The following is a 12,635-nucleotide window of genomic DNA, read 5'->3' on the forward strand; positions in this document are numbered from 1 at the left end:
CCAATGAAAATAACGGATTGGGGATTTTTTATTTTAATCTTCTTCATAATAATTAAACATCCAATGGATGCCAAACTGATCTTTTAGGGAACCATACTTTTTGGACCAAAAAGTTTCAGACAATGGCATTGTAACAGTGCCACCTTCAGATAATCGTTTAAATAAGCGATCAATTTTTTCATCATCATCTGTGCTAACCACGAGCGAAAGGTTATTTCCTTCCGTAACTTCAAAACCAAACATATCAGGAACATCTGAAATCATTACATAGGTTCCTTCAATAATGATACTTGCGTTCATCACTAAATCCTTTATCTCGTCGCTTATAGGATGCTCAGGATCCTCAGGTGCTTCGCCAAAAGTCATTAAATTTTGACATTTTGTATCAAAAACATCTTCATAGAACGCAATTGCTTCTTTTGCTTCACCTTTAAAATTTATATACAGCTCTAACAAATGACTCACCTTCTTTCATGATCAAATTTTATACTTTATTTTCTCATGATTTGTCAGAAAGCAAAAATAGTCTGCTTAAAAATCTGATTTTTCTAGTAACAAGGTAACAAATTTTTCCAAATACAGTTGGTCAACCGCATCATAGCTATTTGTTACACCACTATCAATATCTAAAACACCGACCAATTGATGATTTTTTACCATCGGTACAACGATTTCAGACATCGCAGCTGAGTCGCAAGAAATATAATTGGCGTGTGTCTTCACGTTATCAACAATCAATGTAGCTTGTTTTTCCGCTGATTCACCGCAGACACCTTTGCCCATTTTAATTCTGGTACAAGAGACTTTCCCTTGAAAAGGCCCCAAAACTAATTCTTCATCTTTATATAAATAATACCCAGCAAAAACGGTATCTGGTAATGTTTGTGCAAGTAACGCGGACGAGTTTGCTAAATTTGCAATAGCATCCGTTTCTATTTCTAGCAAACCGCTCAATTGTTGTAAGCACAATTCGTAGGCTGCTTTTTTGTTTTCTCTCGTTTGTTCAGTCATGCTTGGTTCATCTCCTTCATTTTGTCTTATTATAAAGGAAGATACGCAAAAGTGCTATGTTAAAGTGAGTCAAACAAACTTGAAAAGCTGATACACGTTGTGAGCAGAAGCACTTTATAAGGATTAAACTGTGACGAGTAACCGCAGGACTGACACTATGCGTCGCTCAGAGCTGAACCCTGTTTCCTCTGTTTGGCTTTTTAGCATTCTATTTCTACCTAATTTTAAAGCAAGTTAAACCCATTGTCCTTTCAACATAATCTGGCGTTTCTGTGGTTTTCTAGCAATCACTTCTGCTGTAGAAGCTGCTTCTGTAAAAATAAAGTTTGCTTCGTCGCCTTCTGTAAACCAAAGGCGTTCTTCTTCAAATGAAAAAGGTGCTTCTTTGCCGCAGCCATGGACGTAAGCTTGAGTAAGTTGCTCTTCTGTAATCTTTCCTGTCATTTCACAAAAATTACGTAATTTTTCAAATAAATCACCTGAAACATTAGAACTCCAAGAGTCAAAAAAGCCATCACTACCTAAATGAACCGATACACCAGTTTGGCGTAACACATCAATTGGTGGCAATAAATAACGAGGATCATAGGGAATTGTAGACATAATCGCCGTTTGATGCGTTGCCAAGCGTTGGTATAGTTTTTCTTTTTCTGCTGGTCGTACATCTAGCAGCGCAAAGGCGTGACTGATAGCGGTTCGCTGAGTAAATTTTCGTTCTTCCAAAATGTCTAAAAATTTATCAATTGTATAAACACCCACTTCCCCCGTATCATGCAAGTGAATATCGATTCCTACTTGAAATTCTTCTGCCAGATCGAAAATGGTTTCTAAAGATTCTTCAATTGCATAATCAATGCCTGCAGGATCTAAACCGCCAACCATTGTTCCACCATTTTTTAGGGCTTCTCTCATGAGTAAAACCGTTTGGGGATTTTTTAATAATCCATGCTGTGGAAAGACAACAATATCATAATCAATCACATGCGCATATTTTTCTAAGGCTCTTTTGACGCCCCAGAAGTTTTCTAGTTCTACATAAGGATCAATGTTGACATGTGTCCGAATATAAGAGGCTCCATACCCAATCAATTTTTCAATCATGGCCGTCGCTCGTTGTTCTGTTGACGGCGCTAACAATTTAAGTTCACTGGCTTCGTCTGCTAAACGCTCTTTTAAATTCTTAACAGGTTGGCTAGCACGCCAGCCTAATGAAAGGTAGGTTTTATCTAAGTGGTTATGGCTCTCTTGAAAAGCGGGAATAGCCAGTTGTCCGTTTAAATCAGTTCCTTGTTGCTTTTCAGTGACTTGATTTTGCGGAATAATCGCTTGAATTTTGCCTTCTTGAATCGCTAAAGTATAGCGTGCGGTTTTAGTATACGTTAATTCGTGGTGGTCTTTAGCAAAACCAGTTTCTAAACGAACATTATTCAAATAAACAATGGATGCTGTCATTCTCTTTCCCCCTTTTGAACGGCTTCAACCAGTTGTCCTTTTAGTATCAGTTGTTGGATTGGCTGTTGGCGTGCAATCACGTGAGCAGTGCTCTCAGCATTAAATAGTAGGAAATCTGCAGAATCGCCGACGTTAGGCCAAACTCGCTGCCCGTTAGGATCAAGAGGCGTTACAAAATTACTCGCTAAGCCCCATAAACGATTCAAGCGATACTCATCGCTAATTTTAAATCTTTGAGCGGCTGTATTTAATTTTTCTATTGTATTGCCACTGCCAAAAGGCGACCAATGATCCGTCAAACTGTCATGAGCCACGGAGATCTTAACACCTTGTTCAACCAAGGTTGGAATCGGCATGGTGGGCATTCCAATCGGTACAGTCGAAGTCAAATCAATCCCTGTTTCGATGAATTTTTGCGCAATGTCTCTAATTGCTGCTTCTTCTAAGCTCCCCAAAGCTAAAGCATGACTTAAAGTAACTTTGCCAAACATCTTTGCTTGTTCTGTATAATCAACAAATTTATTAAATTCATAAAGTCCCAAAGTATCACGGGCGTGTAAATGAACATCAATTTTTTTATTAAATGTGGTAGCTAATTCAAATATTTTTGCGATTGAATGATCCACATGACGATCCACAAGGGCTGGATCAACGCCGCCGACATGAGTTGCCCCCATGCGTAAGGCTTCGCGCATCAAAGGTTCGACTTGTGAGCGGAGTAATCCGTGTTGAGGAAAAGCCACAATTTCATGAGTAATGTATTGTTCATATCGACTAAATGCTTCTTTAGTGATTTCAATATGTTTCGTTCCAATAGATGGATCTACATTACAATGACTGCGAATATGATAATGGCCTTGTTGAATATACTGCTCAATAACTTGGCAAGCACGTTCTAAACTAGTTGGTAATTGTTCAGGTAACAGCCAAGTTTCTTCTTCAATACGTGTTAAAATTCCTTTCGTTAGTGGACGACAGGCCTTCCAAGGTCCCCCAAAATACGTTTTATCAATATGAATATGCATTTCTCTTAGAGCAGGTAAAACGAGTTGCTGATTCACATCGATAACTGTTTCGCTCTCTAAAGGCCTTAACTGCGGTGCGACCGCAGTACAGACCTCGTTTTCAATTCGAATATCATAGCTAGCTGTTTCTGTCGCAACAATTCGCTGATTCACAGTAGAAAATCCTGTTTCTAATTTACAGTTTTTTAAAAGCATGACAAACCCCTTCCTACCTTCATTCAATTAGTTAACATAAGCCCATTTTAAACTGTACGTAGGTCCAAATGAATGCCAATACAGATCCTTGATTTTTTGATTAGCTAATACAGAAATGCTTCGATTGTAGATTGGTGCTAAAACCGTTTCCTGATTCACCAAAATATCTTGTGCTTGAGCAAAGTCATTTAAACGAGCCTCTTGATCAGCCGCATGTGTTGTTCTAGTTTCTTGAATTAATTGATCATACGTATCACTCTTGAACGTTACGCCGCCCAAGGTACTATCCGAAGTAAAGATGCGCATAACTGTTAATGGATCACGATAATCGGTTCCCCAACCAGATAATTCTAAATCATAGTCTCTCGTTTGATCACGATCAACACGAATAGTAAAAGGAACTTGAGTAACATTCACTTCTAATCCATCTAGATTTTCTTCCAATTGAAATTGGAAAAACTCAGCAGCTTTTTTGGCGCTGTCTGTATCATCTGTTAAAAATTCTAATTTGATTTTATCCAGCCCAATTTCTTTTTTCCCTTTTTCCCAGAATTCTTTTGCTTTCGCTGTATCGTAGGTTAAGTAGTTATTTTTCTTAGCAGCTAGTTTTGTGAAATCTGTTCCATCTGGCGCAATCGTTTGTCCCGGAGGAATTACTTGATCTGTAGCCGTTGATTGATCTTGCAAGACTTCTTTTACAAAACTTTCTTTATCAAAAGCTTGTGCCAACGCTTTACGAATATTGTTGTTCGCTAAAGCCGGATTTTCTTTTCCATCACGAACGCTGTTCATTTTTAAAAAGTATGTGACGAATTGAGGAATTGAAAGAAAGGCTGGATTATCAACATAACCAGGAATAAATTCACCACTTAGCTTATTCACTACATCCAATTCATTCGAGTCAAACAAATTCACCGCTGTCGTTGGGCTCTTAATTACTGAAACTTTCGCTTCTGTTAATTTAACTTTTTCAGCATCCCAATACGTATCATTTTTTTCGTAGGTCCAGTCATCGGAAGAGGCATTATCCCATTCTTTCAATTTAAAAGGACCATTATAAATCAAATGTTCTGCATCAGTGGCATATTTATCCCCTTGTTCTTTGATATATTTTTCATTTTGTGGAAACAAAACAGGAAACGAAAGTAATGATTTCAAATAAGGGGTGGGCCGTTCTAAAGTTATTTCTAACGTTTTATCATCTAGCGCCTTAACCCCAAGAGTATTCACATCTGCGCCTTCTAAAGCAATTTCCTTAGCATTTTTAATGACATCAAAAAATAAAGCTTGATGAATCGACCCTGATTTAGGGGAAGCAACTTGTTGCCATGCATAAACAAAGTCGTTTGCTGTTACTGGATCATCATTCGACCATTTGGCATCTTCTCTAATCTTAAATGTATAAACGGTTTCATCTTCAGAAATCGCTGGTTCTTCGGCAGCGACCCCCAACTCTAATTCATCTTCTTTACCTAAAACATAGAGTCCTTCATAAACTTGATTCATGACTAAAGTCGAGGTCGTATCCCCCGCTGTGTGTGGTTCCATTGTCGAAATAGCCGCTTCAGAACTAATTGCAATTTTTTGTTCCGCTGCTTTGTTACTATCAGCCGAGTTTCCCGTTCCCGCCTGACAAGCCGTTAAAGCTAAAAGCAAACCGACGCATCCTAACATTTTTAATTTCTTCATACCGATCCCTCCATTTTACAAACTATAACCTTCAAAGTTACCAGAATTTTCTGATAAAATATAGAAAAAGAAGCATATCTGATAAGAGTCTCAAAAAACTTACAGATTATAGAAATACTTGAGAAATTTAAAGTAGCTGAAACAATAGTAAAAGCATTAAAAATTAAGTATACTATTGCTATATCTTTAAACGATGCGTTTCTATAGGTTATAAGCGCTGATTGTTCTTATTTGGTCACTTGTGACTACCAATCACGTGATGACTTGGAACTTTTTTCTATTAGTATAAGGATACCTTATTTTCCCTAAAATAGTTTTGTAACATCTTACAATAAATACACTTAATTTTTAGATAATTCATACAAAAGGAGGCCTTGCTAATGATGACGGTCAATGATCTACTCCATGCAGAAGAACTAGCTGGTTTAACCTTATTGACACACGAGACCAATTTAGATGCGCCAATTCTACAAGCAAATATTTTAGAAAATCCTGATGCTTTTGACTGGTTAACGCCAGGAGAAATTTTATTAACTACCGGCTATATTTTCAAAGATCAGCCTTGCTTGCAAAAACGTCTTATTCAAGAACTAGCAAATATGAACTGCGCTGCTCTAGGCTTTAAAGTCCAACGCTATTTCAATGAAGTTCCACAAGAGATGATCCAATTAGCGAATGACGTCGGATTACCAATTCTCTCAATCCCTTATAATTACAACTTTTCTCAAATTATTTCATTGGTCAATCGCCGAGTCAATCAACCTGACGAAACGATTAGCCAACATTCTGTTCATATGCATAATAAATTTTATACAATTATCAAAGCTGGCGGAAAAAGTACCCAATTACTGGAAGTATTAAGTGCCGCGATTCAAGCGCCTGTAATGCTTTTAGATGAGCGTTTTCAGATTATGAATCATTTTGATTTACCTGATGCGCCAACAAGAATCACCAGTATTTTAAACAACGCGACTCTCAAAAAACAGTTTGAGACAGCTTTAAAAGCCCAGAACAATGAGCTCCTATTATTTTATAAAGAACCATTGACTGTTGAATTTTCCTTAGCGAACCATCAGTTATCTTTGCGAATTTTACCCATCAAAAAGAAAAATCTCAGCTTATCTTACTTAGTGATTTGGCAAACTACCAAAAAATTACAGACGATTGATTTATTATCTGTGGAGGTCTGTGCTCACTACCTTTTACCACAACTTCAATTAGAATCTTCGGAAAATTTAACAACGAGGCAAAAGATCGGGGCGCTGTTTCAAGACCTTATCCAAGAAAAAAATACCAATCCTCAAGCTTGGCAAGAATTTAGTAATTATCTGCAATTAAATGAAAAAGATACATTTAGTCTCTTGCTTGTAGCCATTGAACAATTGGAACAACTGTTTAATCCGACTATTCAAATGAATAGCATTGGCCATCAATTGAATCATATTTTAGAAGGATATCGACAAAAAATTACTGCCTTTCCTACACAAACTGGCTTTATTTTATTACTAGAAAATCCAGCGCAAGAGGAAGCCACCTACCTTGCACAAACCACTCATCTTGCCAAGAATTTACTAGAGCAACTAATGAAACTGAATCCAAAATTATCATTTAAATTAGCGATTGGTCCAACTGTCAAGAAAATCACCAATCTGTGTGATTCTTATAAATTAGCACAAGAAACATTCCACTTAGCACAAGCAAGTCAAGAATTACAACAACGAACTATTTTGAATTATGACGACCTCTTTTTTTATCGTTTAATGATCGAAACCCTGACCAAACAAGCCAAACAAAAAATATATCAACGATTGATTGCACCATTAGAAAAAGAAGATCAAAAACATGAAAGTTCCCTACTAGAAACCATCAACACCTACTTTCAATCGAATAAAAATATTTCGTTGACTGCCACAAATATGTATGTACATCGTAATACAATTATTTACCGCTTAAAAAAAATAGAAGAGATTCTTCACTTAACTTTAGAATTTCCTGATAGTTCGCTACAACTAAGTTTGGCTGTTTATTTATATAAACAAAAATTACTATAAAAAGGCCACCACGAATAGTAAATCGTGGCGGCTTTTTTAACTGTTTCAATTTTGTTAGCGAATAATCATTACAGAAATTGGTGCATATCGAGCCATATAAGCTGCTTGGCTACCAAAAAAGCTTTTTAATTTGCTAGTTGACTTGGAGCCAATAATTAACAAATCTGGTTTATTCAAAGGAATAAGCTTATTAATAATTAATTCTCCTGGGTTCCCTTCATTGACAATTACACTTACTTTATCGATGCCATTCGCTAACGCTTCTTGTTGATATTTTTCCGTTTGTTTCTCTAATTTCGCCAACTGTTCTTGCCAATAATTTTTATCTAACGATTGGTAAACATTAATCTCTTTCTCTTCTAAAATCGAAACAATAACCAATTCAGCTTGTTCTTCTTTTGCTTTTTGGATAGCATAATGAAATGCTTTTAACGCATCTGGCGACTCTTCAACACCAACCATAATTTTTGAAAATTTCATTATTTAACCTCCTCTACTTGTTGCTCCATAGCTGCAAGCTGCTGTGCATATCGTTTATCGCCTTTATATAATTCCACAACCGTCCAAACTAACAAGAGGATGACGAGTGCTATGATGACATAGGCAATATTATCGGCTAACGTAATTTGACTCGCTGTCGGATTATCACCGAAAAATCCTTCAATTTGATCAGGTAAGCCTTTCATATTGAGGTAAATTAAGCCAATGACAGAAACCCAGCCTAACAATTTAATTAACCACGAGTTTTTAAAATGTTCACCCATTTCAACACGGCTATCTGTAAACATCAGTAAAGGCAACATAGAAAATGGCAAAGCAAATGCTAGAAAAACTTGTGAATTGTTCATTAAATTATTAATCGCGATATGCTCTTCCACTGTACTTTTCCCGCTGGTCATTAAAACACAGATTAAGACAGGAATAACAGATAACAAACGTGTGACCATCCGACGTAACCAAATTGGTACGCGCATATGAATAAACCCTTCCATAATAATTTGACCAGTTAAGGTTCCTGTAATTGTTGAATTTTGTCCTGATGCCAATAAGGCTACCGCAAATAAAATTGATAAAATTCCAGAACCTGCAATATGCGCTAAAATAGAATTACTCATAACCGCTGGATTTGATAAAGCATCAAACAAACCAAAGAATGAAGGATCTTTGACACTGCCGGATTTAAAAACGGCCACACCCATAATCAATAACAAAGAGTTAACAAAAAATGCCATCGTTAATTGAATATTAGAATCCCAAGTTGAAAAGCGTAAAGCGCGTTGAATATCGGTTTTATCTTTACGATCAATTTTACGACTTTGGACAACAGAAGAATGTAAATACAAATTATGAGGCATCACTGTTGCACCAATAATCCCCAATGCACCTGTCAGTGGCGTTTGCCCATTCACCGCATGTGATGTAGAAAAAGCTTCTGCGCTAGGAACCAGCCCTTTAATTACATCTCCCCATACTGGATTTGACAATGCCACTTGATAAGCAAAAATCACAAAAATAACAACAATTAAAGCAACAACAATAGCTTCAATTTTTCTAAAACCAATTTTTGTCAATAACAACAAAAGTAAAACATCAAATACCGTAATGAAGACAGCCAGACCTAAAGGAATATGAAATAATAAATATAAGGCAATTGCGCCCCCGATAACTTCAGCGATATCTGTAGCCATAATTGCTAACTCTGTTAAAATCCATAATACAATACCTAACGTCTTACTAGTTCTAGCACGAATCGCTTGTGCTAAATCCATCTGTGAAACAATGCCTAATTTAGCAGCCATATATTGGAGCAACATTGCAATCAAACTGGAAATTAAAATAATCGACATCAATAAATATTGAAAATTTTGTCCCCCAGTAATTGAAGTAGACCAGTTTCCTGGATCCATATACCCCACTGCTACCAATGCTCCTGGACCTGAGTAAGCAAATAACGTTTTCCAAAAACTCATATTTTTAGGCACGTCGATGGTGCCATTAATTTCTTCAAGCGAAGGACCATTTGCATATTCAATCAAATGATGTCTTTGCTTTGGTTCATGTTCTTCTGAATTTTTCAATTCAATTCCTTCTTTCGTTTTGCAATAATTTTAAAAGGCCCTTCCCGTTAGAAGGTTAACCTCTAATATATTTTAGGTACACCTAAAATATACTGCTAAAAATAACAAAATGCAAGACTTGAAAGAAAATTTTGACAGTGTAAAAATAGATTGTCGTAAATGTGCGGTCTTAAAGTTTGAAGAAATCAGGGTAGCTGGTAGTTGATTATCTTAAGAAGTAGAAAATAAGAGACCTAAGTCATTTCGGCTTAGGTCCCTTATTTTATTTTTATTCGGTTATTCTATTAAGAATGGTTGCTACAATTTCTGTCGTGTCAGCTGAATGATTTCTAAAAATCTCGGTAAACTGAATCTGACGAAAACCTTCAAGTACTTCGGGCAACTTATTTTTCCCCCATTCAAAAGTTCCATCATTTCTTTTCAATAATCTCTGTAAAATTTCTTCTTTCTCGACCGCTAACAAAAAATGATAAACGTCAATGCCTGCTCGTCTCAGATATCCAATCAGCTCTTCTTCATATTCATTTTTATAAAGGGTCATTGGAACAATAATCGGCCGTCCAGACTCTTTGGACATTCGTTTTAATAAATGAGCATTCCAGCAACGCCATTCCTGATACTCTTGAAAATCATTTTCTTTCATTTCTTCGGGAACTAGCTCCATCAATGCACTACCAATAATTTCTGGATCATAAATGATTGCATTGGGAAGTTTTTGTTGTAACTCATGTGCAATGGTCGTTTTTCCGGCTCCAAACGCACCGTTTAACCAAATAATCATCATAATTTCCTTTCTTCTGAACAAATTTCTTTGTTGTTTAATTTAGGTGCTAGATTACTTTTAATTTTTTTAGCCATTCACTTATAGTTACTACTTACATCTTTAACAGTAAACGAGACAAACTAAAAATACAACATCCTACGCTATTAACCTCGGGTTACATAACATACTCATCTGATAATTTCTCCCTAAAAAAACAGAATGTGGGCAATCTTTTTAAGAATCATTGAATAGAATAACAACAAACAGTAATTCAGGTATAACCAGCTAGAAATTGTTTTATTTTTAGTCACGAGTATGATAAGCATGTAAATCAAATAGAATCATATTAGGTGAGGTTACTCTGAAGAACACAGGTTATCGCTCGGAAATGTCGAGAGACAGTAACGAGTAAAGCAGGGATTGTCGAATTAAGGCTTTCCTAAGATAACTAGAATTTTTTTCTTACGTCTCAGAAAGCCAAAGCTCAATTATTGTGATTACCCTATAATCTTCTTCTTTTATTCGGCGACCTCTTTAATATGATTAATTGGAGGTTTTTAAATTGAAAGCTGTCACTGCATCATCTAAGAAAAATACCCTACTTGCTAAAAGTATCGGGAATCTTACCTTGCTCATCATTTTAGGCATTTTCATTTTTATCATCGTCTTCTCTTGGCTAAAAATGAATCGCCCTCTTCACACCCTTCCCTCAGAAGAATTCCTCGCAAAACCAAGTAAAACAGATGATTTCTTATCTCCATCAAATCTTTTTTACTTTTCAATTCGAACCATGTTTCGAATGATTGTGGGGATGGCTTGGTCCTTCCTGTTTTCCTTTGTTTTTGGTATTTTAGCCGTAAAATATAAAACGGCACGAAGAGTCATTTTACCATTAGTTAATTTCCTTGAATCCGTTCCATTACTAGGCTTTTTGACCTTTACAACTGCTTGGTTACTTGGTTTATTTCCAGGAAATGTGATGGGCGCAGAAGCGGTTGCTATTTTTGCCATCTTCACAGGTCAAGCTTGGAACATCATGTTGACTCTTTATCAAATAATGGAAGTTATTCCTTCAGATCTAGTCAATGTGACCGATCAGTTCAAGTACAATGCTTGGGAAAAATTTTGGCGTCTTGAATTTGTTTACTCAATTCCTGGCTTACTTTGGAACGTTATTATTTCTCAAACTGCGGCTTGGTTTGCCTTGGTGGCTAGTGAGCAAGCTTCTGTTGCCTTTCCTAAAGAAACCAACCTTTATTTACCAGGAATTGGTTCTTATATCCAAGTAGCATTAAATCGAGCCGACTTTAAATCCTGTTTATGGGCTGTTTTTGCCTTATTAATCAATGTGGTGATTTTAAACTTTTTAGTTTTTCAACCTTTAGTTCGAGCCACTTATTATTTTAAATATGAAACAGATGTCGAAAGTACGACGCCACCTAAATCCATCATTTATCATTTATTAAAAAAAGCAACTTTAACGAAATACTTTTCAAAAGCTTTTGTGAAATTCAGTCATTTTTGGATTTACGATTTACCAAAAGTTTGGTACTTTTTCAAGCTGGACTATCTCTATCGATTACTAGCAAAATTACGCCATTTCTTCAAAACATTATGGTATGTCAGCTTAACCATTATTGGGGTTTATTGTTCTATTAAACTCTATCATTTCTTGCCCCATCAAGATTTCAGCATGATTCCTAGATTAACCCTTTATACTACGCTACGGGTTACCTTGGCTATGGTCGTTGCTGGCATTATCTTTACTCCCTTAGCAATTTGGGTTGCGAATGATAATCGGCGCTTAAGTATCGTTCAACCGATTGGACAAATTTTAGGCTCCATTCCGTCAAATGTTTATACTCCATTCATTGTGTTGATTATTAGTATGGGCTTCAACAAATTAGAATGGTGGATTCTACCACTCATCATGGTTGGTTGCCAATGGTATTTTTTCTTTAATGTAATTGCTGGCTACTTAGCCATCCCTGATGATATTCGTGACGTAACCAAACTTTTTAAATTATCTAAATGGCAATGGTGGACAAAATTTTTGATCCCTTCTATTTTACCTTACCTCATTACAGCAATTATTAACGCTGCTGGTGCTGCTTGGAACGCTGATATCGCAGCAGAAAGCATTCAATGGGGCAAAAAATCAATAGATGTTACTGGCCTAGGACAATATATTGCGGCAAACGATGGCGTAAAAGATAAATCTGCCTTAGGAACCTTAGCGATGTGTTTCGTTGTTGGTTTATGTATCGCCTTTGTTTGGCAGCCTTTATATCGAGCAGCAAAACAAAAATTTCACTATTAATAGCTGGACGACTCAACTCGACTAAATTTTTAAGATAAACTAGAGAGGAGA

Annotated in this window: 10 protein-coding genes and 1 riboswitch; of the genes, 2 read left to right on the forward strand and 8 right to left on the reverse strand. The window is 36.3% G+C overall.

All coding sequences use genetic code 11. The features are described from left to right. Positions 1-33 precede the first annotated feature (33 nt). From IGK96_RS09075 to IGK96_RS09095, 5 genes are all read right to left on the reverse strand, one after another. A complete protein-coding gene (locus IGK96_RS09075; protein WP_025192069.1) occupies positions 34-465 on the reverse strand; it encodes a VOC family protein in 432 nt (143 codons plus the stop codon). A 66-nt stretch (positions 466-531) separates the two neighbouring features. Next, positions 532-1,011 carry a GAF domain-containing protein gene (locus IGK96_RS09080; RefSeq protein WP_002360627.1) on the reverse strand — a complete coding sequence of 160 codons (480 nt, stop codon included), beginning with the start codon at positions 1,009-1,011 and terminating at the stop codon, positions 532-534. Positions 1,012-1,245: 234 nt separating this feature from the next. Further along, positions 1,246-2,463: an amidohydrolase gene (locus tag IGK96_RS09085; RefSeq protein WP_010815950.1), complete on the reverse strand. Its 1,218-nt coding sequence runs from the start codon at positions 2,461-2,463 to the stop codon at positions 1,246-1,248. Next, complete coding sequence (locus IGK96_RS09090) at positions 2,460-3,710, reverse strand: amidohydrolase family protein (RefSeq protein ID WP_016618214.1); 1,251 nt, start codon at positions 3,708-3,710, stop codon at positions 2,460-2,462. Before IGK96_RS09090 ends, IGK96_RS09085 begins: the two co-directional genes overlap by 4 nt. Then, on the reverse strand, positions 3,711-5,372 hold the full coding sequence (locus IGK96_RS09095) for a peptide ABC transporter substrate-binding protein (RefSeq protein WP_002363656.1): 1,662 nt from the start codon (positions 5,370-5,372) through the stop codon (positions 3,711-3,713). Positions 5,373-5,752: 380 nt separating this feature from the next. On the opposite strand from IGK96_RS09095, the gene IGK96_RS09100 reads away from it, so the two are divergent. Next, a complete protein-coding gene (locus tag IGK96_RS09100) occupies positions 5,753-7,423 on the forward strand; it encodes a PucR family transcriptional regulator (protein WP_085443358.1) in 1,671 nt (556 codons plus the stop codon). Between the two features lie 54 nt (positions 7,424-7,477). Here the strand turns inward: IGK96_RS09100 and IGK96_RS09105 are convergent, their stop codons facing one another. The 3 genes from IGK96_RS09105 to IGK96_RS09115 form a co-directional block, all read right to left on the reverse strand. Beyond that, entirely contained in the window at positions 7,478-7,903 is a 426-nt protein-coding gene (locus IGK96_RS09105; RefSeq protein WP_002358161.1) for a universal stress protein, read from the reverse strand. After that, positions 7,903-9,501: an Nramp family divalent metal transporter gene (locus tag IGK96_RS09110; protein ID WP_002382010.1), complete on the reverse strand. Its 1,599-nt coding sequence runs from the start codon at positions 9,499-9,501 to the stop codon at positions 7,903-7,905. The genes IGK96_RS09105 and IGK96_RS09110 overlap by 1 nt, the downstream gene beginning before the upstream one ends. A gap of 268 nt (positions 9,502-9,769) precedes the next feature. Continuing rightward, positions 9,770-10,285, reverse strand: a complete 516-nt coding sequence (locus IGK96_RS09115; RefSeq protein ID WP_002384763.1) for an AAA family ATPase — start codon at positions 10,283-10,285, stop codon at positions 9,770-9,772. Positions 10,286-10,599: 314 nt separating this feature from the next. Continuing rightward, positions 10,600-10,767: riboswitch (M-box (ykoK) riboswitch) on the forward strand. Between the two features lie 44 nt (positions 10,768-10,811). Here IGK96_RS09115 and IGK96_RS09120 point away from each other — a divergent pair. Next, positions 10,812-12,584 carry an ABC transporter permease subunit gene (locus IGK96_RS09120; protein ID WP_016617487.1) on the forward strand — a complete coding sequence of 591 codons (1,773 nt, stop codon included), beginning with the start codon at positions 10,812-10,814 and terminating at the stop codon, positions 12,582-12,584. The last annotated feature ends 51 nt before the right edge of the window (positions 12,585-12,635 follow it).

Origin of the sequence: Enterococcus sp. DIV0682 (genome assembly GCF_051712685.1) — a bacterium.
GTDB lineage: Bacteria > Bacillota > Bacilli > Lactobacillales > Enterococcaceae > Enterococcus > Enterococcus faecalis.

Excerpts from the sequence above, each read along its gene's own strand:
- IGK96_RS09080 (WP_002360627.1), bottom strand. The coding sequence starts at position 1,011 with ATGACTGAACAAACGAGAGAAAACAAAAAAGCAGCCTACGAATTGTGC.
- IGK96_RS09085 (WP_010815950.1), bottom strand. The coding sequence starts at position 2,463 with ATGACAGCATCCATTGTTTATTTGAATAATGTTCGTTTAGAAACTGGT.
- IGK96_RS09095 (WP_002363656.1), bottom strand. The coding sequence starts at position 5,372 with ATGAAGAAATTAAAAATGTTAGGATGCGTCGGTTTGCTTTTAGCTTTA.
- IGK96_RS09100 (WP_085443358.1), top strand. The coding sequence starts at position 5,753 with ATGATGACGGTCAATGATCTACTCCATGCAGAAGAACTAGCTGGTTTA.
- IGK96_RS09105 (WP_002358161.1), bottom strand. The coding sequence starts at position 7,903 with ATGAAATTTTCAAAAATTATGGTTGGTGTTGAAGAGTCGCCAGATGCG.
- IGK96_RS09115 (WP_002384763.1), bottom strand. The coding sequence starts at position 10,285 with ATGATGATTATTTGGTTAAACGGTGCGTTTGGAGCCGGAAAAACGACC.